This is a genomic window from Mesorhizobium sp. M1217 (assembly GCF_040318275.1).
Classification (GTDB): domain Bacteria; phylum Pseudomonadota; class Alphaproteobacteria; order Rhizobiales; family Rhizobiaceae; genus Mesorhizobium.
Genome location: NZ_JAMYMA010000003.1, coordinates 247,423 through 270,484 on the forward strand (window position 1 = coordinate 247,423; position 23,062 = coordinate 270,484).

25 protein-coding genes are annotated in these 23,062 nt (G+C 62.3%); 9 read left to right on the plus strand and 16 right to left on the minus strand.

What is annotated here, in order from left to right:
- Nucleotides 1–9 precede the first annotated feature (9 nt).
- Entirely contained in the window at nucleotides 10–1,200 is a 1,191-nt protein-coding gene (gene mnmA / locus NKH37_RS06330) for a tRNA 2-thiouridine(34) synthase MnmA (RefSeq protein WP_023719279.1), read from the minus strand.
- 261 nt (nucleotides 1,201–1,461) lie between these two features.
- Here mnmA and sciP point away from each other — a divergent pair, with 261 nt between their 5' ends.
- Nucleotides 1,462–1,737 (plus strand): CtrA inhibitor SciP, encoded by a 276-nt coding sequence (gene sciP, locus NKH37_RS06335; protein ID WP_023679563.1) that lies wholly within the window; start codon nucleotides 1,462–1,464, stop codon nucleotides 1,735–1,737.
- A 57-nt stretch (nucleotides 1,738–1,794) separates the two neighbouring features.
- Here the strand turns inward: sciP and NKH37_RS06340 are convergent, their stop codons facing one another.
- The gene (locus tag NKH37_RS06340) at nucleotides 1,795–2,721 is read right to left on the minus strand and encodes an NADP-dependent oxidoreductase (RefSeq protein ID WP_023719277.1); all 927 of its coding nucleotides are present in this window, start codon (nucleotides 2,719–2,721) and stop codon (nucleotides 1,795–1,797) included.
- A 94-nt stretch (nucleotides 2,722–2,815) separates the two neighbouring features.
- On the opposite strand from NKH37_RS06340, the gene NKH37_RS06345 reads away from it, so the two are divergent.
- The gene (locus NKH37_RS06345; RefSeq protein ID WP_023719276.1) at nucleotides 2,816–3,211 is read left to right on the plus strand and encodes a winged helix-turn-helix transcriptional regulator; all 396 of its coding nucleotides are present in this window, start codon (nucleotides 2,816–2,818) and stop codon (nucleotides 3,209–3,211) included.
- Nucleotides 3,212–3,273: 62 nt separating this feature from the next.
- On the opposite strand, the gene NKH37_RS06350 is transcribed toward NKH37_RS06345, so the two are convergent.
- Entirely contained in the window at nucleotides 3,274–3,651 is a 378-nt protein-coding gene (locus NKH37_RS06350) for a flagellar export protein FliJ (RefSeq protein ID WP_023719275.1), read from the minus strand.
- Nucleotides 3,652–4,101: 450 nt separating this feature from the next.
- Between NKH37_RS06350 and ctrA the strand changes: the two genes are divergently transcribed.
- A complete protein-coding gene (ctrA, locus tag NKH37_RS06355; RefSeq protein WP_006203583.1) occupies nucleotides 4,102–4,797 on the plus strand; it encodes a response regulator transcription factor CtrA in 696 nt (231 codons plus the stop codon).
- A 94-nt stretch (nucleotides 4,798–4,891) separates the two neighbouring features.
- On the opposite strand, the gene NKH37_RS06360 is transcribed toward ctrA, so the two are convergent.
- Both NKH37_RS06360 and chpT read right to left on the minus strand, forming a co-directional pair.
- Nucleotides 4,892–5,260, minus strand: a complete 369-nt coding sequence (locus tag NKH37_RS06360) for a response regulator (protein ID WP_023719274.1) — start codon at nucleotides 5,258–5,260, stop codon at nucleotides 4,892–4,894.
- 236 nt (nucleotides 5,261–5,496) lie between these two features.
- The gene (gene chpT / locus NKH37_RS06365; protein WP_023719273.1) at nucleotides 5,497–6,126 is read right to left on the minus strand and encodes a histidine phosphotransferase ChpT; all 630 of its coding nucleotides are present in this window, start codon (nucleotides 6,124–6,126) and stop codon (nucleotides 5,497–5,499) included.
- A gap of 384 nt (nucleotides 6,127–6,510) precedes the next feature.
- Here chpT and NKH37_RS06370 point away from each other — a divergent pair, with 384 nt between their 5' ends.
- Nucleotides 6,511–7,047, plus strand: coding sequence for a DUF1134 domain-containing protein (locus NKH37_RS06370; RefSeq protein ID WP_245278600.1), 537 nt, complete (start codon nucleotides 6,511–6,513; stop codon nucleotides 7,045–7,047).
- A gap of 168 nt (nucleotides 7,048–7,215) precedes the next feature.
- Nucleotides 7,216–8,379: a coiled-coil domain-containing protein gene (locus tag NKH37_RS06375; RefSeq protein ID WP_352482035.1), complete on the plus strand. Its 1,164-nt coding sequence runs from the start codon at nucleotides 7,216–7,218 to the stop codon at nucleotides 8,377–8,379.
- 137 nt (nucleotides 8,380–8,516) lie between these two features.
- Here the strand turns inward: NKH37_RS06375 and NKH37_RS06380 are convergent, their stop codons facing one another.
- Nucleotides 8,517–9,314 carry a TrmH family RNA methyltransferase gene (locus tag NKH37_RS06380; protein WP_023719270.1) on the minus strand — a complete coding sequence of 266 codons (798 nt, stop codon included), beginning with the start codon at nucleotides 9,312–9,314 and terminating at the stop codon, nucleotides 8,517–8,519.
- Between the two features lie 300 nt (nucleotides 9,315–9,614).
- Between NKH37_RS06380 and NKH37_RS06385 the strand changes: the two genes are divergently transcribed.
- Complete coding sequence (locus tag NKH37_RS06385; RefSeq protein WP_353004812.1) at nucleotides 9,615–10,619, plus strand: L,D-transpeptidase family protein; 1,005 nt, start codon at nucleotides 9,615–9,617, stop codon at nucleotides 10,617–10,619.
- A 105-nt stretch (nucleotides 10,620–10,724) separates the two neighbouring features.
- Here NKH37_RS06385 and NKH37_RS06390 read toward each other — a convergent pair whose 3' ends face one another.
- The 4 genes from NKH37_RS06390 to NKH37_RS06405 form a co-directional block, all read right to left on the minus strand.
- Entirely contained in the window at nucleotides 10,725–11,063 is a 339-nt protein-coding gene (locus tag NKH37_RS06390) for an ArsR/SmtB family transcription factor (RefSeq protein ID WP_023719268.1), read from the minus strand.
- A gap of 173 nt (nucleotides 11,064–11,236) precedes the next feature.
- Nucleotides 11,237–12,043 (minus strand): HugZ family pyridoxamine 5'-phosphate oxidase, encoded by an 807-nt coding sequence (locus NKH37_RS06395; RefSeq protein ID WP_198030492.1) that lies wholly within the window; start codon nucleotides 12,041–12,043, stop codon nucleotides 11,237–11,239.
- Complete coding sequence (locus NKH37_RS06400) at nucleotides 12,015–12,776, minus strand: 3-hydroxyacyl-CoA dehydrogenase (RefSeq protein WP_352642757.1); 762 nt, start codon at nucleotides 12,774–12,776, stop codon at nucleotides 12,015–12,017. Before NKH37_RS06400 ends, NKH37_RS06395 begins: the two co-directional genes overlap by 29 nt.
- A 63-nt stretch (nucleotides 12,777–12,839) precedes the next feature.
- Nucleotides 12,840–13,376: a GNAT family N-acetyltransferase gene (locus tag NKH37_RS06405; RefSeq protein ID WP_352482039.1), complete on the minus strand. Its 537-nt coding sequence runs from the start codon at nucleotides 13,374–13,376 to the stop codon at nucleotides 12,840–12,842.
- Nucleotides 13,377–13,648: 272 nt separating this feature from the next.
- On the opposite strand from NKH37_RS06405, the gene NKH37_RS06410 reads away from it, so the two are divergent.
- Complete coding sequence (locus NKH37_RS06410) at nucleotides 13,649–14,638, plus strand: glutathione S-transferase family protein (RefSeq protein ID WP_353004813.1); 990 nt, start codon at nucleotides 13,649–13,651, stop codon at nucleotides 14,636–14,638.
- Between the two features lie 10 nt (nucleotides 14,639–14,648).
- Here NKH37_RS06410 and NKH37_RS06415 read toward each other — a convergent pair whose 3' ends face one another.
- Nucleotides 14,649–15,122 carry an ABZJ_00895 family protein gene (locus NKH37_RS06415; protein WP_352591686.1) on the minus strand — a complete coding sequence of 158 codons (474 nt, stop codon included), beginning with the start codon at nucleotides 15,120–15,122 and terminating at the stop codon, nucleotides 14,649–14,651.
- A gap of 93 nt (nucleotides 15,123–15,215) precedes the next feature.
- Nucleotides 15,216–15,713 carry an NUDIX domain-containing protein gene (locus NKH37_RS06420; RefSeq protein WP_352642764.1) on the minus strand — a complete coding sequence of 166 codons (498 nt, stop codon included), beginning with the start codon at nucleotides 15,711–15,713 and terminating at the stop codon, nucleotides 15,216–15,218.
- Between the two features lie 53 nt (nucleotides 15,714–15,766).
- On the opposite strand from NKH37_RS06420, the gene NKH37_RS06425 reads away from it, so the two are divergent.
- Nucleotides 15,767–16,711, plus strand: coding sequence for a metallophosphoesterase family protein (locus NKH37_RS06425; RefSeq protein WP_023719261.1), 945 nt, complete (start codon nucleotides 15,767–15,769; stop codon nucleotides 16,709–16,711).
- 76 nt (nucleotides 16,712–16,787) lie between these two features.
- On the opposite strand, the gene NKH37_RS06430 is transcribed toward NKH37_RS06425, so the two are convergent.
- From NKH37_RS06430 to leuA, 4 genes are all read right to left on the minus strand, one after another.
- Entirely contained in the window at nucleotides 16,788–17,405 is a 618-nt protein-coding gene (locus NKH37_RS06430; RefSeq protein ID WP_023719260.1) for a hypothetical protein, read from the minus strand.
- Between the two features lie 133 nt (nucleotides 17,406–17,538).
- Nucleotides 17,539–18,342: an alpha/beta fold hydrolase gene (locus NKH37_RS06435; RefSeq protein WP_023719259.1), complete on the minus strand. Its 804-nt coding sequence runs from the start codon at nucleotides 18,340–18,342 to the stop codon at nucleotides 17,539–17,541.
- A gap of 185 nt (nucleotides 18,343–18,527) precedes the next feature.
- Complete coding sequence (locus NKH37_RS06440; protein ID WP_023719258.1) at nucleotides 18,528–20,318, minus strand: tetratricopeptide repeat protein; 1,791 nt, start codon at nucleotides 20,316–20,318, stop codon at nucleotides 18,528–18,530.
- Between the two features lie 143 nt (nucleotides 20,319–20,461).
- Entirely contained in the window at nucleotides 20,462–22,201 is a 1,740-nt protein-coding gene (gene leuA / locus NKH37_RS06445; protein ID WP_353004815.1) for a 2-isopropylmalate synthase, read from the minus strand.
- A gap of 528 nt (nucleotides 22,202–22,729) precedes the next feature.
- Here leuA and NKH37_RS06450 point away from each other — a divergent pair.
- Nucleotides 22,730–23,044, plus strand: coding sequence for a nuclear transport factor 2 family protein (locus NKH37_RS06450; RefSeq protein WP_352999563.1), 315 nt, complete (start codon nucleotides 22,730–22,732; stop codon nucleotides 23,042–23,044).
- Nucleotides 23,045–23,062 lie beyond the last annotated feature (18 nt).

Below are 23,062 nucleotides of genomic sequence, written 5' to 3' on the forward strand. Positions count from 1 at the left end.
AAACGCCGTCTATTCGGCGGGAACCCGCGCCGGCTGGACGGCAAGCCGCGTCAGCATCGCCTCGGCTTCGGCGCCGCGCTCGGAGCGCTCGATGAAGCCGCCGCCGAACACGCGCGCCTCGTTGCCGTCGTCGGAATAGAGCACGCAGGCCTGACCGGGCGCGATGCCGGACTCGCCGTCGACCAGCTCCACCGAAGTGACGCCCGCGCGGTGATGCAGCACGGCCGGGCGCGGCGGCCGCGTCGAGCGCACCTTGGCGAAAAGCTCAAGCCCGGCCGCCAGGATCTCGGTCAGCGGGCCATCGCCCAGCCAGTTCATGTTGCGCAAGAAGATCTTGTGGGTTTCCAGCGCCTCGCGCGGGCCGACGACGACGCGGGCCCGGTCGGCGTCGAGATGGACGACGTAGAGCGGCTCGCCGGAGGCGATGCCGATGCCGCGGCGCTGACCGACGGTGTAGCGCAAAATGCCTTCGTGGCGGCCAAGCACGCGCCCGTCTATATGGACGATGTCGCCCGGATTGGCGGCAGCCGGCTTCAGCTTGGCGATGATGTCGGAATATTTGCCCTGCGGCACGAAACAGATGTCCTGGCTGTCCTGCTTGGCGGCGACCGTCAGTCCCATCTCCTCGGCGATGGCGCGAACCTCAGGCTTCGACAGGCCGCCGAGCGGAAAACGCAGATAGTCGATCTGCGCCTGGGTGGTGGCGAACAGGAAGTAGCTCTGGTCGCGGTCGGCGTCGACCGGCCGGTAAAGCGCGCGGTGGGCGCCATTGGCGCCGGAACGGATGTAGTGACCGGTGGCCAGCGCGTCGGCGCCGAGTTCCTTGGCGGTCGCGAGAAGATCGGCGAATTTCACCGTCTGATTGCAGGAGACGCAAGGGATCGGCGTTTCGCCCGCGACATAGCTCTCGGCGAACGGGTCAATCACCGCCTTGCGGAAGCGCTCCTCGTAATCGAGCACGTAATGCGGGATGGCGAGCGTCTCGGAGACGCGGCGGGCATCGTCGATGTCCTGGCCGGCGCAGCATGAGCCGGCCCGGTGCGTTGCCGCGCCGTGGTCGTAAAGCTGCAGCGTGACGCCGACGACGTCGTAGCCCTCGTGCTTTAAGAGACCGGCAACAACCGACGAATCGACACCGCCCGACATGGCGACGACGACACGGGTGTTTTCGGGGCGTCCGGGAAGATCGAGGCTGTTCATGGTTCTTTCGTTCTGCGCGGCGCTTCAATGCCAATGGCCGGAATATAGGTCAAGCGTCCCGGCCGCGCCAGCTTTGCAGGCCGGCTCATTTTTTCCAGCCGGGTTCAACGCGCTTGCCGGCAGATATCTCAAATGCCGATGAAAAGACTAACGCGGCGTTCATGATCCTTACCTATCCATTAGGGTCTGCTTAGCCAAATTTTAAAGCTGTGGCGGTAATGTGGTGGGGATTGGGTCTTTGAGTTTTTTGTAGAGAGTACGATGACCGATCTAATTAGACCGCGAGTCAAATACGTTATCGGGCCTGACGGCAGCCCACTTACCATCGCCGATCTGCCGCCGACGAACACACGTCGCTGGGTTATCCGGCGCAAGGCGGAAGTGGTGGCGGCGGTGCGTGGCGGGCTTTTGAGCCTGGAAGAGGCGTGCCAGCGCTACAAGCTCACCACCGAGGAATTCCTGTCCTGGCAGGCGTCGATCGACGAATACGGCCTTGCCGGGCTGCGCACCACGCGCATCCAGCAATACCGGCATTAGTCCGATAAGGGCGCTGATCCGCGCCCTTAAAGTTTGCCGGAGCGACGATCTGGGATTTCAGACCGTCAGCACCACCTTGCCGATCGGCCTGGTGGCGAGAAAGGCATGGGCGGCACCGGCCTGTTCGAGCGGAAACGCCTTTGCCACGTGGACGGCCAGCTTTTTCGCGTCGATCAATTTGCCGAGTTCCACCAGAGCGGCACGGTCGGGCACCACGGACATGCGCTCGACGCGGATGCCTTGCGTCCTGGCCTTTGCCTTGGTGGCATCGCTGACATCGAGCAGCGACACCAGAACACCGCCGGCCTTGAGCACTTTTAGCGATTGCTCCGCATGCTCGCCGCCGAACGGCTCCAGAACGAGATCGATGTCGCGAGCCTTTCCGGTGAAATCATCCTCTGTGTAGTCGATCACCTCGTCGGCGCCGAGCGAGCGGACGAAATCGAGCTTTTCCGGGCTGGCGGTCGCGACGACGTAAGCACCGCGCGCCTTGGCGATCTGCACCGCCAGATGGCCGACGCCGCCGGCTCCGGCGTGGATCAGCACGCGCTGGCCAGGATTGAGCCGGCCATGGCGGACAAGGCCTTGCCAGGCCGTCAGGCCGGCCAGCGGCAGCGCGGCGGCTTGGGCGTGGTCTATGCCTTCAGGTTTCGGCGCAAGCTCATCAGCCGGGACAGTGGCGAGTTCGGCGTAAGCTGCCGCCTGTTTGGGAAAGCGCGACATGCCAAAGACGGCATCGCCGACCTTAAGGCCGGACAGGCCGGAGCCCAGCGCCTCGACAGTTCCCGAAACGTCCCAACCAAGGATGAAGGGCGGCTCGCCAAGCAGCGGATAGTGGCCGCCGCGCACTGCGCCGTCGACCGGATTGATGCCGGCCGCCTCGATGCGGACCAGCACTTCGCCGGCCTCGGGTGATGGCGCGGGACGATCGGCAATGACGAGGACGTTGGGTGCGCCGAAGGAATTCTGGATAATGGCACGCATGGGAGGCTCTCTCCTGCTGGTTTGATATGCCACTATCATTTGGATAGTAATATTCTCTTGTCTAGTCTGTACCTTTTTGATATATACGCACCTCATGGATAGCGAAGATTGTTTCCCTTCCGGTTATGACGCGTTCCGACGGACGTGCCCCTCGCACGCGGTGCTTGAGACGCTCGCCAGCAAATGGGTCCACCTGGTGATTTGTGCGTTGCGCCGGGGCCGGCTCCGCAACGGCGAATTGGCGCGCAAGCTCGAAGGCATCACCCCGAAAATGCTGACGCAGACGCTGCGTATCCTGGAACGCGACGGCCTGGTGCGGCGCGAGGTGTTCCCGGTCATTCCCCCGCGGGTCGAATACGAGCTGACCGAACTTGGCCAGAACCTGGCAGGACTGCTCAATCAGATCAGGGCCTGGTCGGAGCAGCATGTGCCCGACATCAAGGACGCCCGCGCGCGGGCGGCCGAACAGCAAGAAGATCTGGATGCCTGAGGCCGGCACCGTTCGGTGCACAGCAATAGCGCTCAAGCGCGACGCGCGTTAAAGCCTTGTTTTCAGCCGATCATGGCGCTGCGGCCGCCGGCTTCCGTGTCGCGCGCCTTGGTGTCGCGCGATTCGAGCATCTCGGCCTTGGAAAGCTCCGCTTCGGCTTCGCTCAGCAATGATTCGGCGACATTTCGCTGCTGGGCGAGGTCGCTTTGCGAATTTCTGAGGTTGTCGCGGCGCAGGCGTGCCGCCTTGGCGAAGGTCGGATAGGCAAAATGATTGATGTCGGTGATGCCGGCCTTCTTCTCTTCGGCCGCGATCTGAAGTTCCAGCTCGACGGCCATGCGCTCGAACTCGGCGATCATCATGTCGAGCTGCAGCAGCTGCCGCCGCTTCTCGCTCACCTGAAATTGCTTCAGCCGAACGAGGTTTTCACGTGACTTCATGATTCGGTACTCCCGGAAACGCACACCTGCACATATCGTCCAATTCACCCGGCAAGGCCCAGGCTTCACCCGTTTCCACCGGCTTTCCCGGAACTATGGGAAACAAACTCCTAAAGTTTTTTGCCGGCGGTAACCATTCGTTTACGGGCATTGTTAATCATACGGCTCAGGACTTAAGGGCGGGTAAAAATTCTGCTACTCGTCGCGAAACCCGGCCAACGAGTCCGAAGAGTCACTTAGTCTGGCTTATTAATGTGCTGCATTAACGGTTTGGGTCTGTGATTCATTATTGGATTCAACAAGGTGTAGAAAGGGGTTAAAAAATCTGATACCGTCATGGACGGGGAATTAGGTTTTATTAACCATTCGATGGCAGCCTCTGCTCAGGCAATCACTGCTCCGGTCCTGGACGGGTCGTGAAATGGTCCGGCGGCAGAAAAGGGGAATGAAATGCGCGTTCTGCTGATAGAAGACGACAGTGCAACCGCACAAAGCATCGAGCTGATGCTGAAATCGGAAAGTTTCAATGTCTATACGACCGACCTTGGTGAAGAGGGTGTCGATCTAGGCAAGCTTTACGATTACGACATCATTCTCCTCGATCTCAATCTCCCCGACATGTCGGGTTATGAAGTTTTGAGGACACTTCGCCTGTCCAAGGTGAAGACGCCGATCCTCATCCTCTCCGGCATGGCCGGTATCGAGGACAAGGTGCGCGGCCTTGGCTTCGGCGCCGACGATTACATGACCAAGCCCTTCCACAAGGACGAACTGGTCGCCCGCATCCATGCCATCGTGCGGCGTTCCAAGGGCCATGCCCAGTCGGTCATCACCACCGGCGACCTGGTGGTCAATCTCGATGCCAAGACCGTTGAAGTCGGTGGCCAGCGCGTGCATCTGACCGGCAAGGAATATCAGATGCTGGAGCTGCTCTCGCTGCGCAAGGGTACCACGCTGACCAAGGAAATGTTCCTCAATCATCTCTATGGCGGCATGGACGAACCGGAGCTGAAGATCATCGACGTCTTCATCTGCAAGCTGCGCAAGAAGCTCGACGCCGCATCGGGCGGGCAGAATTACATCGAGACCGTCTGGGGCCGCGGCTATGTGCTGCGTGAGCCGGAAGATATCCGCGTCAGCGCCTGATCCCGAAAAGTGGATGCCGGTTTTCGGAAAAGAACACAGTAAAACAATAGGATAGAGCCTCATCCCGATTTCATCGGAATGGAACGACCCCTGATCAGGCGGCAATCTTCAAGGCGCGGAAGCACTCGAGCAATTGCGGCCGGTTGAACGGCTTCAGCAGGTAACCCTGGGCGCCGGCGCGTTTTGCCCGCATGATCGCCCCGACGTCGACCTCGACCAGCGAAATCAGAACTTGCGGCAATACCGGGCTTTCCATGGAGCGCACGCGGCGGATGAGGTCCTGCGCCTGCATGTCCGGCAAGGCGCCGTCGACGACGATGATGTCCGGCATGTCGGCAGTGCACATCTCGATCGCCTCATGGCCGCTGGCGGCTTCGATCACCATCATGCCGGAGCCGCCCAGGATACGCTTTGCAACCTTCCTGATGACGCTCGAATTGTCGACGAACATGCAGCGTTTCATTCCCGGACCCTCTTTGCCATGCGGCGAACCGGCAGCGTCGTGGCATCTGCCGGGGAACATAGGCCGATCTGGTAAAGAAGCCGAAAAGCCGTTAGGTAAAATTTTCCTGAAGGTGTTGTAAGCGAAATCTTCTTTCGCAATGCTTCATCCAATCAATCCGCAAGCCCGTCTCGCAGATGTTAAGACAGTGCCGCAAATATGACCTGGAGAAATACTTCGCGCTCTTTTGGAGAACTTCAGGCTACGGAAAGGACGATCTCGTCGGCGGTCGCATGGATCGATATCGTCATGTTGGCTTCGCGGGCCAAAAGCAGCGTGTAATAGGGTTGCACCGAATGCGCGTCGATCGGCTCTTCCGGTCTGTGGCCGGAATGCAATTCCAGGAATTTGGGCGGCACGCGCAGCATCGGGCCGCTCGCCGCGAGCGCAAAGCGCGGCTCGGTCTCGAGGTTCTCCAGCGTGACCACCAGCCTGCCGCCGCGCGGAATGGCGGCGTTGGCGACGAGGATGAGGTTGAGCAGCAGCTTGACCTTGTTCTTGGGCAATAGGGCGCGGGTTCCGTTCCAGACCAGTTCCGGCTTCTCGTTCTTCAGGAAGGCGATGGCCACGGCCTCGGCGTCCCCGGTGTCGATCAGCATGCCGGCCGAACCGGCGGCGCCGAAGGCGATGCGGGCGAATTGCAGGCGGGCGGAGGCGTTTTTGGCGCTTTGGCGGATCAGCTTCATGGCGTCTTCGTCGGCGCCGCCTTCGTCGAGCAGCTCAAGCCCGTTGTTTATGGCGCCGACCGGCGAAATGATGTCGTGGCAGACCCGGCTGCACAGCAGCGCTGCCAGGTCGGGTGCGGAAAGGGTGAAAAGCTCGGCCATCGGCAAAAATCCCTGCAAATTTCACAACAAAATGACCGGGCGATCATGATCACGCCTGTCCACACGAATCACCCTCTCTCCCAAGCATTGTGAATACACAGCGCTTGTGCGTGCAGCAACAAATCCAAATTATCATTGTCGAAAATGGTGTGTTCACGCAGCCTGGGTGCTGCGCGGGCATGCGAAAACAGCCTTCGAACCGCCATGTTCATGTGAGAGTTTAATGGTTGAAAAAGGATTACGGCATAGTTTGCCCCTAACAGTCATCCTTAACGGCCGCCAAAGAGCCGTACGGGTGCGAGGCGTCGGCGAAAGTGCTCCCTGACGGAGATTGGAAGCATGGTTTCCCGATTCTACGACCGGACTTTTTTCCGTGTCATCTCAATGACGATCGCGCTCATCGGCCTTGTCGCCTTTTCGACATCGGCCGCGCGGGCGCAAGAGTACACCGCCCAGGAGATCGTTGATTCCGGTCATAAATTCTTCGGCGCGACATCGGGTGGGCTGGCCACGGTCGTCGAGAAGATTTTCGCCACCTATGGCCTGCCGAACGGCTATCTGCTCGGCGAAGAGGGGTCCGGGGCGCTGATCGGTGGCCTGACCTATGGCGAAGGCACGCTCTACACCAAGAATGCCGGCGATCACAAAGTGTTCTGGCAAGGCCCGTCGCTCGGCTGGGATTTCGGCGGCGAGGGCTCGCGCGTGATGATGCTGGTCTACAATCTCGACGATGTGAGCAGCCTCTATAACCGCTTTGGCGGCGTCGCCGGCTCTGCCTATGTCATCGCCGGCGTCGGTTTCAACGTGCTGAAGAACAACAATGTGCTGCTCGTGCCGATCCGTACCGGCGTCGGCGCCCGTCTTGGCGTCAATCTCGGCTACCTCAAGCTCACCCAACGCGCGACCTGGAATCCGTTCTGACCTGCACGATGGCGCCACTGCGGTTGGCCCTGTGATCCCACGGTCTGAGCTTTGCCGCGGCAGACCCTTGCCGCGGCGCCGGATTTCCGTCATGCGAAGATGGCAAAGTCGAACTTTGACCATTGCCTGCCGCCCATAACGGCCGGCCATGCATAACGGATAGTCATCTTGGTCCAGTCGATCCTGTTCTTTGTCCTCGGCTTTCTCTGCGCGGGCTTTCTGGCGCTGATGATTGCCCCGGCCGTCTGGCGGCGGGCGGTGGCGCTGACGCGCAGGCGCGTCGAGGGTTCGATGCCGCTGACGCTGGCCGAGATCCAGGCGGACAAGGATCGCGTCCGCGCCGAGTTCGCCGTTTCGGCGCGCCGGCTCGAAATGACCATCAAGTCATTGCGCGAGAAAGCCGCCGAACAGCTGGTCGAGATCGGCCGCGACCGCGAAGCCCTGAAGGAATTGGCGGCCGAGCGGCAGGACAAGAACCGGGTCGTCGCCGACCTCACAACCAGGAGCGAGGAGCTTCGCAAGCGCGATGAGCAGCTGCAGCAGCTGTCGGAGAGGCTTGCGGAGACCGAGCGCGCGCTCGAAAAGCGCGGGCTCGAACTGCGAAAACTGGAGCACATGTATGACGACGCCAGTTTTTCGTCCAGCAGCCGGCAGATCGAGCTGGTGGCGCGCGAATCCGAGCTGCAGAAGCTGGCAAGCGACATTTCGCTGCTGCGCGGCCAGCGCAAGGAGGCGGACAGGCGCAGCCAGGAATTGACAGCCGAAAGCAAGGTTTTGCGGGACGCGCTGAAGGCCGAGAAGAAAAGAACCGGCGACTTGGAAAAGAAGGTCGAACGCCTGCTCGCCACGTTGGCCGATCGCGAGGACAGGCTGGAGCGCCGCGAAAAGGAACTGGTGCGCCTTCGCGAAAGGGCGAAAGGCGCTGAAAGCCCGCCTGCGGCGGCCCTTGCCGGCATGCCAGGAAGCCAGGTCAATGCGACCGCCAACGGCGACATCGAAAAGGCAAGCGCCAAGCTCGATGCCGACCGCGAGCGGCTGGAGGCCAGGCTGACATCGCTGGCACGCGAGAACAGGAGGCTGAAGACAGATCTTGCTGCCGTCGAAACATCGAAATCACACGCCGGAGACGATACCGGCAGCGCCAGCGCGGCATTGCGCGAAGAGATGAACGATCTGGCAGCGCAAGTCGTCGCCTTGACGGCCAAGCTCGACGGCCCGGATTCGCCGATCGCCCAGGCGCTTGCAGCGCCTGAGGATGCGCGGCCGGAGAGCGGCGGACGCAGCCTTGCCGATCGCGTGCGGGCGCTGCAGAAGGCCGCATCGACCAACTGAGACGCCGCAAGCGCAAGAGCGAGACGCCCGGCTCTAAAGCGCGTCGTGTTCGACCGGCCTCATGCGACGCGCTTTATGTTCTTGTTTTGATGCATGTCGTTACCGCAAAACCGCTGCACACTTTTGCGCGACATGCATCAGGCCCCGGAAAAATGATGAAGTGCGATGGCTGACGCCGCTGCGACATTCAGGCTGTCGAAATCCTGCGCCATACCGATCCGCAGCGTCTGCAGGCGAGCAAGCAGGCTTTCCGGCAGGCCTTCGCCCTCGGTGCCGAGATAGAGAGCCAGCCGCTCGTTTCTCTTGGCATCGCGAATGTCGATTTGCCCGTGCGGCGACAACGCGAATTGGCTGAAGCCTTGCTGGTCGAGTATGGCGATGCAGCCGGCGGCGTCGGCAAAGGAGGCGAAGGGGACTTTCAAGGCGGCGCCCACCGAGACGCGGATTGCCTTGCGGTACAGCGGATCGCAGCAGGTCGGATCGAGAAGCACGGCATCCGCGCCAAAGGCGGCGGCATTGCGGAAGATCGAGCCCATATTGTCATGATTGGCGATGCCGACCAGCACAACGATCAGCGCGCGGGCGGGCAGCGCGCCGAGCAAGGCCTCAGCGGAGATGGCCGCACCTTTGCGGCCGATCGCCAATATGCCGCGATGCATGTGGAATCCGGCGATCCTGTCCATGATTTCGCTGGATGCGACATAGATCGGGAGCCCGGCAGGCGCCTTGCGCAGGACGTCATCGAGGCCGGCCAGCCGGTTTTCGAGTACCAGCACCGATTCTGCCTCGAAGCGCCGGGCGGCGAGCAGCGTGTCGAGCACCACCTTGCCTTCGGCGACGAAACGGCCTTGCCGGCCGGCAAGATCTCGCTCCCGGATGTCGAGATAGGCAGCGACGCGGGGATCCTGCGGGTCGTCTATGCGGATCGGATTCATGGCTTCCTCGGCCGACCATGGCATCGGCCGCGAATCGGGATTCGGTTTCGGAAGGCATGATGCCGGATCCGAAGCTCGGACCGTATCTCAGCGTCCAAATGGATGCACGCCGTTCGAACGGTCAAGCTCAATCACTGGACGCCGGGCCGGGCCCCCCCGACGACGAGAAATACTTGATTCCCGCGGCACAGCCCTTCGGCCAAGCCGCTTCAATTCAGAATTTCGATCGGGCGAAGGAACCACACAGGGCCATGCCGCGTCATAGAAGCGGGCTCCTGCTGCAGTCCTGGGAGGACATCGATGATCAGGCTCCTCCTCGTCTTCGCCGCCACGCTTGCCCTCGCATGCGGCGTGGCTCGCGCAGCCAAGCTCGATCCAGCCACCGTCAATCAGGCCCAATTCACTATCGGCGAACCGAAGGGTGTCGATCCGATGCTGCTGAAGGCGCAGATCCTTCTGGATCGCGCCCGCTTCTCGCCGGGCCTGATCGACGGTCGTCTTTCCCAGAACTTCGCCAAGGCCGTCGCCGCGTTTCAGGCGGCAAACGGACTTCCGCCCGACGGCAAGCTCGATCCACAGACCTGGAGCAAACTCATCGCAACCTCCGCCAGGCCGGTGCTGGTGACCTATGAGGTGATGCGCAAGGACGTGCGCGGACCTTTCACCAAGCGTATTCCGGCCCGCTTGGAGAGGATGGCCCGCTTGCGGCGGCTCGGTTACCGCAATGCGGTGGAGAAGTTGGCCGAGCGCTTCCATATCAGCGAACAATTGTTGAGAATGCTTAATCCTGGCACCAGTCTCAGGAAACCAGGCAGGACGTTGGTGGTGCCTGATGGCGGCAGGGGCGACCCTGCCGCCGGGGTTGCCGCCGTCGAGATCGACAAGGGCGCTCGCCTGGTGCGTGTGCTCGACCGTGCCGGCAAATGGCTGGCGGTCTACCCCGCCTCGATTGGGAGCGACGAGAAACCGGCGCCAAGCGGCACGGCAGAGGTCAAGCGCGTGGTGCACAACCCTACCTATCACTATGATCCGGACTTCGCTTTCAAGGGGGTCAAGACCAAGCGGCCCTTCACTATCGCTGCCGGGCCGAATAATCCGGTGGGATCGGTCTGGATCGATCTTTCCATCGAAAGCTACGGCATCCACGGCACGCCGGAACCGGGCAAGATCGGCACGACCTTTTCCCATGGCTGCATCCGGTTGACCAATTGGGATGCCGAAGACCTCGCCTCCATGGTGCAGCCGGGCACGAAGGTCGAGTTCAAGGACGAGATTGCGCAGGCCGCCGAAGAGCGCGCTCAGTAGCAGGCGGACTTGGCAGCAAAGCGGACTTGCCGGCCAAACGGACTTGCCGGCCAAACGGACTTGGCGACCAAACGGACTTGGCGGGGCGTTCTCCGCCCCGGCCAATCAGGTCCCGGCGCGACGCAGCCGGTGAGCCATCTGCGACAGTTCACCTTCGCCGAAAATACCGTCCAGCATGTGCAGCAGTTCGCGTACCGCGCCGGATTTGCAGGAATAATAGATCATTTGCCGGTCGCGACGGGTCTCGACAAGGTCGGAAGCCCTGAGCTTGGCCAGATGCTGCGACAAAGCGGATTGGCTGAGCGACACTTTCTCGGCTATGGCGCCGACCGACATTTCGCCCTCGGCCAGATAGCTCATGATCAACAAACGTTTTTCGTTGCCCATCAGCGTCAGAAACGCGGCCGCGGCTCCGGCGTTGGCGACTAGCTTGTTCGAGACCATAGATCCCCCATGCCTTCCTGCTCATCCGCCGCTATGGGGGCAATAGCGTCGGATTCCATAGACTTTCCCTATAGATGCACGCCAGCGATTCAGCGTCACTCGCAAAGGTAGAACATTTCGCTCAAATCTCAAGGCTTGCTTTCCATGCAAGCCGATTAACTGTGCGGCTGTGATCAATTTGCCGATCGGGCAGCCTTTGCCATGTCGACCAGGACAGGCCTGAGGTCGCGTGCCGCCTGCAGCGGATTGGGAAAAAAGACCCGGCAGACATTGTCGCCGGATACGAGATCCATCCCGTCGGCGTCGAAGCCGGTGACGATCCAGCCGTCGCGCTCGGCCCCGCCGAAATGACTTGCGTAGAGGGCAATCGCATCGAGATGGTCGGCGTTCATGTGGTCGAGTGCCGATTGCTCGCCGGCGGCAAGCTCTTCAACGATTGCTCCCGTCGCGACCAGATCGGCGCGTTCGAGCAGATAGGCCTTGCCGAAGCCGCCGTTCAGGCTGGCGCGCTCCGGTTCGAGCCGGAAGATCGAGAAGTCGCCGAGCCCGGCATAGAGCTTCGCCTTGGGATTGCGGTTGAGGTAGCGCCGCTCGGCGCGGGCGTGTTCGTTCGATCCGCGTTCGAGCCGTACGGCGCGGCAGACGAGCGTCAATCGCGGATGCGCCAGCGGATCGCCCTTGCCGGGTTCGCCGACGAGCAGCGAGCAGCGCGGGTCGGCAAGGATAGCGCCGGTATGGGCGGACAGCATCGACACCAGGATCAATGGCGTGCCGTCGATGTCGGTGGCGACACCGACCCTGCTGGCCAGCGGCGAACCGGTTCCTGGCTCGAGCACTGCCAGCGCGCCGAAACGGGCGCTGCGGATCAGCGTCTTTGCCAGCCTGATCGCCTCGGCGTCGGTCGCGCGGATCACGTCTTTCCTGGGTTCGTCCAAAGCACCACCGTCGCGTTTACTTCGGCGCCATGCGGATGGCGCCATCGAGGCGAATGGTCTCGCCGTTGAGCATCTGGTTCTCGATGATGTGCAAGGCAAGTGCGGCATATTCCGAAGGCTCGCCCAAACGGGAAGGGAAGGGCACTGCCGCACCGAGCGAATCCTGCACCTCCTGCGGCATGCCGGCCATCATCGGCGTCCTGAAGATGCCGGGCGCGATGGTGCAGACGCGAATGCCGGAGCGGGCGAGATCGCGCGCCACCGGCAGCGTCATGCCGACGACGCCGCTTTTGGATGCCGAATAGGCCGCCTGGCCGATCTGGCCGTCATAGGCGGCGACCGATGCGGTGTTGACGATGACGCCGCGCTCGCCGCCCTGCAGCGGCTCGAGCTTCGCGGTCCGGTCGGCAACCAGGCGGATCATGTTGAAGGTGCCGATCAGATTGACCTCGATCACCTTGCGGTATTGGTCGAGCGGATGTGGTCCGTCCTTGCCGATCGTCTTCATGCCGATAACGATGCCGGCGCAATTGACCAGGATGCGCGGCTCGCCGAGCGTCTCAGCCACTTCCGCGACAGCAGCGGCACCGCTTTCCGCGTCGCTCACATCGCATCGGACGGCAATGCCGCCGATGTCGGCCGCCACCTTGGCCGCCCGCTCGATGCCGAGATCGAGGACGGCAACCCTGGCGCCGCCGGCGGCAAGAGCGCGCGCCGTCGCCTCGCCAAGGCCGGAGCCGCCACCGGTGACGATCGCAATCTGGCCGTTCGGGTTCATCTCGACGTCCTCCTCCGAGCCCAGACTATTCTGCCAAGCCACCGTGCGACAGCGCCGGCATGGTCACGCCATCGCCGCGATGTGCTCGCCAATCCTCGCCTGGTCGGCGTGGCAAACCTCGCCCACCAGCCTTGCCACTGCGCCCGGCACGATCTCGTGCGCCAAAAGCCGGTCGAGGTCGACCGGACGCGGCATCGAGATCTGCCCACGCGGCAGCCTCTTGAAACCGAGCGGACCGTAATAGGGTTCGTCGCCGACCAGCATCACGGCCGGCGCGCCGGCTTTGGCAGCGGCTTCGAGCGCGATTGCCACCAGCCGGCGGCCGATGCCGAGGTTCTTGAAGGCCGGCTGCACGGCGAGCGGCCCTAGCATCAGCGCGCGGCCGGCGCCCGCGGCGATGCGTGTCATCCGTACCGAGGCGACGACGGTTGCGCCGTCGACGGCCACGAAGGACAAAGCCCGTTCATGCGGGCCACCTTGGCGGATCCTGTAGGCAGCAAGCACGAAACGGCCCGGCCCGAAGGCTTCGTCATTGATGGCTTCGATTTCAGGATCATGCGCCGGAGTTTCCGGCAGGTATTTCACGTCGGCAAGGCTCATGGTCTTTGCGTTCCGGTATGCGAGGAAAGGTTTGCTGCAAGCGGCAGCGTTCGCCAGTCAGCGCTTCATCAAGCGCGGGCGCTCTTTCGTCGTCGGTCGAACCGGATCAGGGCAAAGTCGAACATGCGGATTGTCCGCTAGCACCAATTTTCAGCCGCCGCAATCGGCCGGTTGCGCTCGACGACGCAGCTGTTGACGATCTGTTCAGCGCTGGCGATTTCGGCAGGTCCATTTCATGCCCTACATCAGGCAGGAACGCGAAAGGACATTTCATGGGATTGCTAGTCGAAGGCCAATGGCAGGACCGCTGGTACGATACCGGGGAGAGCGGCGGCAAATTCGTGCGGGCGCAGTCGCAGTGGCGCGACTGGGTGACCCGCCACGGCTTCCCGGCCGAAGGGCGAAAACGTGGCTTCAAGGCCGAGCCCGGCCGCTATCACCTCTATGTCTCGCTCGCCTGCCCGTGGGCGCATCGGACGCTGATCTTTCGCGTGCTCAAAAAACTCGAGGACGTGATTTCCGTCGCGGTCGTCCATCATTTCATGGGCGCCGACGGCTGGACGTTCCTGGCCGAGGACGGCGCCACCGGCGACACGCTCTACGGCCTCGATTTCCTGCACCAGATCTACACCAGGGCCGATCCCGGCTATTCGGGCCGGGTCACCGTTCCCGTGCTGTGGGACAAACGCGAGCAGACCATCGTTTCCAACGAATCCTCCGAGATTATCCGCATGCTCAATTCGGCCTTCGACGAATGGGGCGATGCCAAGCTCGATTTCTATCCGCAACCGCTGCGCGGCGAGATCGATGCGGTCAATGCGCTGGTCTATCCCGCGGTCAACAACGGCGTTTATCGTGCCGGCTTCGCCACCACGCAGCCAGCCTACGAGGAGGCGTTCGGCGAATTGTTCTCCACGCTCGACATGCTGGAGGACCGTCTGTCAAGGCAGCGCTATCTCGTCGGCGGCCGCATCACCGAGGCGGATTGGCGGCTGTTCACGACACTGGTCCGCTTCGACCCGGTCTATGTCGGCCATTTCAAGTGCAATCTGCGCCGCATCGCCGACTATCCGAACCTGTCGAATTATCTGCGCGACCTCTACCAGGTGCCGGGCGTCGCCGGCACGGTGAATTTGCACCACATCAAGTCGCACTATTACGGCAGCCACGAGACCATCAACCCGACACGCATCGTGCCGGTCGGGCCTGAGCTCGACTATGGCGCGCTGCACGACCGCAACAGGTTCAGGAAGGCGGCGTGAGACCGGCGCCCTAGCGGAAGGTTTCTGAGTCCATCTTTGCCCTTCTGACGAGATCAGCTTTCAATGTGGTATTTCCAAATCGATTGGAGTAGCCGAGCGACGTTGCCAGGAACGCCACGATGCCGCCGATCATGACGATCTGGACCGACATCTGGAGCGGGATTGCGCGAAACGATCCCGACAGCAGAAGCACGGCCATTCCCAAACCCATTTCTATCAGGCTTGAGAAGCCGACCATTTTCCAGAATTCAGTGCGAGTAAAAAGCCGAGCATGTCGCTTTATAAAAACGAAATATGTCACGAATGCCGCAAAAAGTTGTATTGCGAACTGGATGCCTCTTCCACTTTTTTCCAACCTGGATGGATCTATCCCAAGGACCATTGTCGAAATTAAGGCTGTAGCAAGAATTGTTGTCACAGTAATTACCGTGTAAAGTGAGATATATAGTACGATTCTAAACCTGTCGTTTTGGCTATGTTTCATTTTTCTCTTATCGCCTAATATATATATTTCTCTCGGAGAACAATGGATGTTGCCGGCCTAAAGCGAAGCAGCCAAAGCTGTTGGAGAGATGATCTACCAGTAAGGCGATGCCGAATTCCCCTCAAAAACTTCGGCAATCCGCCGCAGCGTCGCCGGTGTCGTGCCTTCCGGCAAGCGGTCGAGCGGAAAGAAGCCGGCTTCGGCGATCTCGCGGTCGGGCAGCTTGGGTGCTGGCTGGTCGAACTCCTCGACCAGATAAAGGCCGACATGATCGCGGCGGCTGGCGCGGCGGTTGAAATGCAGCGATTTCAGCACCGGCGGTCCGGTCAGCGCGATGTTGCCTTCCTCGAAGACTTCGCGCGTCAGCGCCTCGATCATCGTCTCGCCCAACTCGACGCCACCGCCGGGCAGGTGCCAGCCAGGGACATAGGTGTGGCGGATGAGGAAGACGGAATTGGAAGGGCGGTCGTGGATCAACCCGCGCACGCCGAGCGTCATCGGCCGCCGCAGTACGAAGTACAGGTGAAACAGCCTTGCCCTGAAGCCTGGCCAGCCGGTCTGGCGCAGGGCTTGCTCCGGATCCGGCGTCATCGTCCGCGAAACCGTGAGTGGAAAGCCGCGCGCGCCTCGCCTATGAAGAAAAGATGTTCAGGCTCGCGCATATTTCCGATGTCCATCTGGGGCCGCTTCCCGATGTAACCTATCGCGATCTCGCCTCCAAGCGCGTGGTCGGTTACGTCAATTGGCAGCGTAACCGCCGCCGCCACATGCACGACGCCGTCATCGACACGATCGTCGCCGACATGAAGGCCAGCGGGCCGGACCATCTCGCCATCACCGGTGACCTGGTCAATCTGGCGCTCGACGGAGAGATCGAGATGGCCAAGCACTGGCTGGAGACGCTGGGCTCGCCGAATGACGTGTCGGTCGTGCCAGGAAATCATGATGCCTATGTGCCGGGCGCCTTCGACAAGACCTGCCGGTCCTGGGCAGCATGGATGACCGGCGACGGCGTCAATACGCCGGTCGACCGCAACACCTTTCCCTATCTGCGCGTGCGCGGCGATGCTGCGCTGATCGGCGTCTCCACGGCGCGCGCCACGGCTCCGTTCATGGCCAACGGCTTCTTTCTGGAAGGCCAGGCGGAAAGGCTGCGCGACATGCTCGACGCCACAGGCAAGCGCGGCCTGTTCCGGGTGATCATGATCCACCACCCGCCGGTGCGCGGCGCCGTTTCGCAGAACAAGCGGCTGTTTGGCATCTCGCGCTTCCACAAGGTTCTTCACCGGCACGGCGCCGAGCTTGTGCTGCACGGCCATTCGCATGTGCCGTCGCTCTTCTTCATCGGCGCCCGCAAGGCCAAAATCCCGGTGGTCGGGGTCGCCGCCGCCGGGCAGGCCCCCGGCAGTTCGCATGCACCGGCGCAATATAATCTGCTCGACATCGACGGTGAAAAGGACAATTGGCGGATCAGGCTGACGCGCCGCGGCCTGACCGGGCCGGCATTGCCGCCCAGCGACCTGCAGACAATGGAGCTTGGCGTCGAAGCCGAGGCGTCGATGGCTGGAGCAATTCCAGGAAAAGTGTGAAACGGTTTTCCGTCCGGAATTGCGTCAAAACAAAGAGATAGAGCGGTTCAGCGTTTCCGTGAAACGCTGAACGGCTCTAGAAGCTGATTTTCATTGCGACAATACGGTCCCAGAACAGCACGAGCGAAATCGCCAGGCCGACCAGGGCGCCGGCGGCGATCAGGCCCAGGCCCGAGAAGAAGGCCGACCAGCCGTTGCTGCGCGCAGGGACATGCAGCGGCGGCTCGGCTTCCACCACTAGGGCGCGTTTCAGGCCGGCGACGGCCTGCTCGATGCCGCCTTCCATCATCCTTTGGCGTTCGACGACGCGCTCGGCGACATAGCGCGTCACCTGATCGGCAACGACCTTCATCTCGGTCGACTCGGCGAGCACGACGCGGCCGATGCGCGTGTCCTTGAGAAAGCGGTAGGTGCGGCGGTCGCGTCCCATGGCGACATGGCTGACGGCGTCGATCCACAGCCTTGGCTGCAGGCCGGACGAGACGGCGAAGTCGAAACTGTCCATGTCGGTGGGTACGTCGCCGAACACCGGGGCGAGTTCGGCGGCAAGCAAATCGAGCCGCATGCGATGCGCTTCGCGCATGTCGACGACGACGTCGTCGCGGTCGGCGAAGGCGTTCTTGACGTCGCGAATGGCATCGGACAGTTTTCGCGACTGATCGATCTGGGTGATGTTCTCGCCTGCATCCTTCATCGGCGTTGCCTCGCGGGTTTGGTTAACACCGGATTAACACAGCCGCCGGCAAAATGCACTTGCGAGATCGATGGGTGGGCAAGGGTTCGCTGGAGCAGCACCAGCGCCGCCGCCGTGCCTGTGCGAAGACCGATCAGCTCGCCGCAGCGGCGAATCCCGGACGAAGCCGCCTGCTGCGGCGTCGCATATTGCGACGGATGGCCTCGGCGATCAGGCCGGGCGCTTCCTCGACCAGCATGTGGCCGGCTTCCAGCACGTGGTGCAGATGAAAACGCTTCGGCAGGCCGTCCGCTTGGCTGACGGGCAGCACCGCGTCGTCCGTCCCCCAAACCACCATCACCGGCATGTTCAGCGTTTCAAGCCGCTCGCTCGGGATGACACCTTGCCGATCATCCCTGGTCATGGCGGCTGCGAGCTCGACAAGTGTCCCCAACTGGCCGGGACGCTGGCGCATCTCGTTGAGGAGATCGACCCGGTGCTGCGGGGGCTGGCTTTGCGGTCCCGACATGGCGGCAAGGCAGGCGCGGATTTCGTCGGTGCCGGCAGCGGCGGCGTAGCGGCGCAGCAGCGGGCCATTGATCTCAGGACCAAGACCGCCCGGTGCCAGCAGCGTCAGCGAAGCCATTCTTTCGGGCTCGCTCAATGCCATCAGGGCGGCCACGGCGCCGCCCATCGAATGGCCGACGAGATGGGCCCGCTTTATCTCGCGTGCGGAAAGGTCCGCAAGGACGGCACTGGCTGCGATCCTGGCCGGACCGCCGCCCGGAAAATCGAACGACAAGCCATGACCCGGCAGATCATAGGCCAAGGTCCGCGCGCCCGGAGCCAGAGGCGCGACCACATCGCGCCAGTCGTCGTGGCAGCCACCGAAGCCATGCAGGAAGACAATCGTCGTCGGGCCGGTGCCCCGTTCGGCAGCGTAAAGGGATCGGGTCATGCAAACTTAATGGGTTTGTGCCGGGATCAGTCCGGATGCCGGGGGGATCAATCTTTGTGCCGCGATTGGTCTTTATGCCGCGATGGGTTTGGGGCGGTTCAATCGTGTCTGAATTGCGCTTTGGCCGTGCGGATGGCCAGTAAAATTTTCGCGATCAGCTGACGTCGTTCGCGCGCCGGAAGACGTCAGCTGGCACCGCCAAGCCCGGCGGCGCGCAGGGCCTCTACCAGCCGGTTGGTCAGATCGGCGGGATATCTGCGCTCGACGAACGTTGCACGCGGATCGGCTGCGAATTTCGGGAATTTTGTGGTCAATTCCTGCAGCAGCCTGCTTGCCAGCTTTTCGCGGCCGGCAGCGTTGGCACCGATCAGCCGCGCCGCCAGATAATGCGATTTCATTTCCGTCGTTCGCAAGCCGTCGCTGGCAAGCGTCGCCTTGTTCATGTCGCCCATCATGAACTCTCCTGCGAACAGCCCGTAATCCCACCATGTCGGATGGGCGCTGGCGATATCCACCGCGTGAGCAAGGATCGGGGTGCCCTCGCTGTACCTGCCGGCGAAAACGAGCCCGTAGCCATAGGCGGCGGCCATTGCGAGATCGTAAGGATTGAGTTCGTAGGCCTTGCGCATCCAGCGGATCGATTCCTCGGAATTGCCGATGCGCGAATTGAGATAACCAAGGGCGCGGTGCGCATAGGGGCTGGTGGGGCCCATCTGGATGGCGCGATGGGCAAACATCATCGCCTTTTCCATCGTCGCGTCGGCGGGGTAGGGATAATGGTCGGTGACCGCCTCCAGATGCAAGGACGCGAGTTCCGAATAGACGAGCGACGACTTCGCCTCCCGGTTGGCAAGATCTTCGAGGCAGCGGTAGGCGGCTTCGTGCGTCTGCGCGTTCTGGTCGAGATAATATTTGCCGTTGAGCACCAGACACGCCGTCAGCCCGGTCTGGATGCCGCTCTGCTCGATGTAATTGTAGATCGTGCCCGAGGCGGGAAGAGCCGAGCTCAAAATGCCGGAGATTTGGTCCTCGATAGCGGTGTTTGCGCTGTCGCCGGCGGTCAGGTTGCGTGACAGCAGCACGCGGCCGGTCGCCACGCTCTGCAGCTCGAGCATAATGTCGCCGCTGCGCGGCCCGGGCAGGACATCGAACACGAAGCTGGCGGCGTCGGTAAGTGGATCGGGCGGGCTGTCGGCATCACGACCGATGAAGTTGATGGTATCGAAGCCGCTAAGGCCGGCGCGCAGTGATGCAGCGACACGGCGAGCCACGTCGCTGTCGGCCTTGATGGCAATGTAAACCTGGGGGAGGGTTTCAACCGGAGGCGCCGCTATGCTGCCGGTCGCCACCGCGGTCTCGACCGCCGTGTCGCCGCCGGTCAGCAACACCACGCTGCCCTGGCGAAGGATCAGCACACCCAGCATGAGGATGACCAGCGCGATCGCCAGCCAGAAGAACTGCAAATGGCGCTGCAGCGACGGTGCAGCGGGGCTGAGCGCTGGAACGCTCAGCAATGCAGCCGGATGTGCCCGGTTGCGGGCATCCTCCGAGGATCCGGGCGGGGCGCTCGTCGCCGCCTCCTCTGTCGCCGGCTGCGGCTTGCTCTCTGCCTCGGCCTCCGCCGGCAAGCGAATGGCATTGAGTTCGTAGGATGGAACATAGCCGCCGCGCGGAATGGCGATGCGGACCGGTTCGGCAACGCCCTCGTTGGCGAAGTACTGCTGCAGCAGCTCGCGCAGCCTGCCGGCCTGCACCCGCACCACCGCATCGGTCGACGGATCGAAATCGCCGTCCTTGCCGAAGACGTCCATCGCTATAGAGAAGCCCTTGAGCCTATCGGCTTCGCCTGCCTGCTCGCGCTCGACCAGGTAGCGGAGCAGCTTGCGCGCGCGCTCGGATCGTCCGAACGTTTCGCTGGCAAGCAATCGCTCCAACGTTTCGCGCACTGCGGGGGCGGCAGGCGTGGTATGCTGCAAGTGTCGATCCCTTCGAATTCGGCACAGGTTGAGGTACGATCATATAGCGCTGGCGCCGCCTTACAAGCATGTGCTTATGGTGCGATAGCGTACCCACCGGATAAATATCCGGTGGGCTGATGGCGCGGGCCTGGCAGTTTCGGCTAGCCGCCCTTTCGGCCGACGATGCGGTTGGCGGCCGAAACCACGGCTTCGAGCGAGGCGGCGACGATATTGGTGTTGATGCCGGCGCCGAACAGCTTGCCGCCCGGATGTTCCATCTCGACATAGGAAATGGCCGAGGCATTCGAGCCGCGCTGCATGGAATGCTCGGAATAATCGAGCACCGACATCGGCACCCCGACATGGCGCGACAGCGCATCGACGAAGCCGTCGATCGGGCCAGTACCGGTGCCGGATATGGTCACCTCCTTGCCCCTGTCGAGGATCACCGCTTCGACCACGCGCCGGCCCTTGACCTCGGTGTCGGGGTAGGTGTGGTGGTCGAGGAACTTCAGCCGCGCGCCGGGCTGGTCGACATAGGTGTCGAGAAAACGCTCGTAGATGCGCTTGGCCGGCACCTCCTTGCCTTCGGCGTCGGTGATCGCCTGGATAGCCTGGCTGAACTCGATCTGCAGGTTGCGCGGCAGGTTGAGGCCGTAATCCGCATGCAGCACATAGGCGATACCGCCCTTGCCGGACTGCGAGTTGATGCGGATGATGGCTTCGTAGCTGCGGCCGACATCGGCCGGGTCGATCGGCAGGTAGGGCACCTCCCAGTGCGGCGTGTTGGCCTTGCGCAGCGCCTTCATGCCCTTGTTGATGGCGTCCTGGTGCGAGCCGGAAAAGGCGGTGTAGACGAGCTCGCCAACATAGGGATGGCGCTCGGGGATCTTCAGCTGGTTGGAGTATTCGTAGACGTCCTTCATGCGGTTGATGTCGGAGCAGTCGAGCCCGGGATCGACGCCTTGCGTGTACATGTTGAGCGCCAGCGTGACGATGTCGACATTGCCGGTGCGCTCGCCATTGCCGAACAACGTGCCTTCGACGCGGTCGGCGCCCGCCATCAGGCCGAGCTCGGTGGTGGCGATGCCGGTGCCGCGGTCATTGTGCGGATGCAGCGAGATCAACAGGTTCTCGCGGTTGTCGAGATTGCGGCACATCCATTCGATGCGGTCGGCATAGATGTTGGGCGTCGACATCTCGACCGTGGAGGGCAGGTTGATGATCAGCTTGTTTTCAGCCGTCGGCGTGACGATCTCGGTGACGGCGTTGCAGATCTCCAGCGCCACGTCGAGCTCGGTGCCGGTAAAGCTCTCCGGCGAATATTCGAAACGGTAGCCGCCGCCGGCCTTCGCCGCCATGTCGGTGATCATCTTGGCCGCATCGGTGGCGATGCGCTTGATGCCGGCGACGTCCTTCTCGAAGACGACGCGGCGCTGCAGCTCGCTGGTCGAGTTGTAGAAATGGACGATCGGGTTGGTGGCACCCTTGAGCGCCTCGAAAGTGCGGGTGATCAGTTCCGGCCGGCACTGCACCAGCACCTGCAGCGAGACGTCGGCGGGCACGTTGCCTTGTTCGATGCACCAGCGGGCGAAATCGAAGTCGGTCTGCGAGGCCGACGGGAAGCCGATCTCGATCTCCTTGAAGCCCATGTCGAGCAGCAGGGCGAACATGCGCGCCTTGCGTTCCTGGCCCATCGGATCGATCAGCGCCTGGTTGCCGTCGCGCAGGTCGACCGAGCACCAGATCGGCGCCTTGTCGATCACTCTCGAAGGCCAGGTGCGATCGGCAAGGCCGACGGTCGGATAGGGCTGGTATTTGCGGGCGGCGTCCGGCATGCCCTTTACCGCAGGCTTGCTGATTTCCGCTACATTCAGGCGGATATCTTCTCGTGCGTTCATCGTCATTTCTCCCGGCGGCTCGCGGATCCAGCTTCAGGCGGATTGGTGGCGAGCGGCGCCTTTACCAGAATTTCGTTCGCTTGATGTGACGTGCCAATTTGTGACTGGCCAAGGAGCGTGCGCGTGAGCGGCAATTCGACCGCCGGGCGCTCCTTCAGCGAACCCGGCGATCGCCGATAAGGCCGAGAAGCAGCAGGGTGGAGGCAAGCGCGCGAACGGTCTGGCCGGCAATGCCGGTCGGGCGGGACGCAAAAGAGGTGGCGCGCGGGCTCATGGCGGATTTCATACAGGAGCGGGCAAAGCGAGGCAAGTGGGAGCCTCGCCGTCGCAGAAGCTGCCGATCTCCCCCCGCAAGGGGGAGATTGGATGTCGCCTTGGTTTTCGCCAACATTCAAAGTTGAGGGTGGGGCAACTTTGTTCTTGCTTTGTGCCGGCAGCTATGCTACTAATCTGGCTATGGTGCTGATTGGCGCCGAGGACCCGCCGTCGAGGCGGGTTTTTTATTTCCGGCACCTCCCAGGAGGAAACATGACCGCACCCGATCCGATCCGCCGCTTTGTCGAAGCCACCAATGCCGGCGATAGCGAAGCCTTCCTGGACAGTTTCACGCCCGACGCCTTCCTGAGCGACTGGGGCCGGTCGTTCAAGGGCCGCGAGCAGATTGCGCGCTGGAACCAGTCGGACAATATCGGCGTGCAATCCAGGCTCCGCATCCTCGGCATCGCAGCGAAGGACGGCACCTGCCGCGTTCGCATCGCCGTCGAAGGCAACGGTTTCAACGGCGACGGCGATATGGTCTTCACGCTGGACGGCGAGCGTATATCGGGCCTGGTGATCAGCTGACGCACTGCCCGGCTGGTC

Bases quoted from the DNA above. Each gene is read 5' to 3' on its own strand.
- mnmA (WP_023719279.1), bottom strand. From the start codon at position 1,200: ATGAACAGCCTCGATCTTCCCGGACGCCCCGAAAACACCCGTGTCGTC.
- sciP (WP_023679563.1), top strand. From the start codon at position 1,462: ATGACCGATCTAATTAGACCGCGAGTCAAATACGTTATCGGGCCTGAC.
- NKH37_RS06340 (WP_023719277.1), bottom strand. From the start codon at position 2,721: ATGCGTGCCATTATCCAGAATTCCTTCGGCGCACCCAACGTCCTCGTC.
- NKH37_RS06345 (WP_023719276.1), top strand. From the start codon at position 2,816: ATGGATAGCGAAGATTGTTTCCCTTCCGGTTATGACGCGTTCCGACGG.
- NKH37_RS06350 (WP_023719275.1), bottom strand. From the start codon at position 3,651: ATGAAGTCACGTGAAAACCTCGTTCGGCTGAAGCAATTTCAGGTGAGC.
- ctrA (WP_006203583.1), top strand. From the start codon at position 4,102: ATGCGCGTTCTGCTGATAGAAGACGACAGTGCAACCGCACAAAGCATC.
- NKH37_RS06360 (WP_023719274.1), bottom strand. From the start codon at position 5,260: ATGAAACGCTGCATGTTCGTCGACAATTCGAGCGTCATCAGGAAGGTT.
- chpT (WP_023719273.1), bottom strand. From the start codon at position 6,126: ATGGCCGAGCTTTTCACCCTTTCCGCACCCGACCTGGCAGCGCTGCTG.
- NKH37_RS06370 (WP_245278600.1), top strand. From the start codon at position 6,511: ATGACGATCGCGCTCATCGGCCTTGTCGCCTTTTCGACATCGGCCGCG.
- NKH37_RS06380 (WP_023719270.1), bottom strand. From the start codon at position 9,314: ATGAATCCGATCCGCATAGACGACCCGCAGGATCCCCGCGTCGCTGCC.
- NKH37_RS06385 (WP_353004812.1), top strand. From the start codon at position 9,615: ATGATCAGGCTCCTCCTCGTCTTCGCCGCCACGCTTGCCCTCGCATGC.
- NKH37_RS06390 (WP_023719268.1), bottom strand. From the start codon at position 11,063: ATGGTCTCGAACAAGCTAGTCGCCAACGCCGGAGCCGCGGCCGCGTTT.
- NKH37_RS06395 (WP_198030492.1), bottom strand. From the start codon at position 12,043: ATGGCGCCATCCGCATGGCGCCGAAGTAAACGCGACGGTGGTGCTTTG.
- NKH37_RS06400 (WP_352642757.1), bottom strand. From the start codon at position 12,776: ATGAACCCGAACGGCCAGATTGCGATCGTCACCGGTGGCGGCTCCGGC.
- NKH37_RS06405 (WP_352482039.1), bottom strand. From the start codon at position 13,376: ATGAGCCTTGCCGACGTGAAATACCTGCCGGAAACTCCGGCGCATGAT.
- NKH37_RS06410 (WP_353004813.1), top strand. From the start codon at position 13,649: ATGGGATTGCTAGTCGAAGGCCAATGGCAGGACCGCTGGTACGATACC.
- NKH37_RS06415 (WP_352591686.1), bottom strand. From the start codon at position 15,122: ATGAAACATAGCCAAAACGACAGGTTTAGAATCGTACTATATATCTCA.
- NKH37_RS06420 (WP_352642764.1), bottom strand. From the start codon at position 15,713: ATGACGCCGGATCCGGAGCAAGCCCTGCGCCAGACCGGCTGGCCAGGC.
- NKH37_RS06425 (WP_023719261.1), top strand. From the start codon at position 15,767: ATGTTCAGGCTCGCGCATATTTCCGATGTCCATCTGGGGCCGCTTCCC.
- NKH37_RS06430 (WP_023719260.1), bottom strand. From the start codon at position 17,405: ATGAAGGATGCAGGCGAGAACATCACCCAGATCGATCAGTCGCGAAAA.
- NKH37_RS06435 (WP_023719259.1), bottom strand. From the start codon at position 18,342: ATGACCCGATCCCTTTACGCTGCCGAACGGGGCACCGGCCCGACGACG.
- leuA (WP_353004815.1), bottom strand. From the start codon at position 22,201: ATGAACGCACGAGAAGATATCCGCCTGAATGTAGCGGAAATCAGCAAG.
- NKH37_RS06450 (WP_352999563.1), top strand. From the start codon at position 22,730: ATGACCGCACCCGATCCGATCCGCCGCTTTGTCGAAGCCACCAATGCC.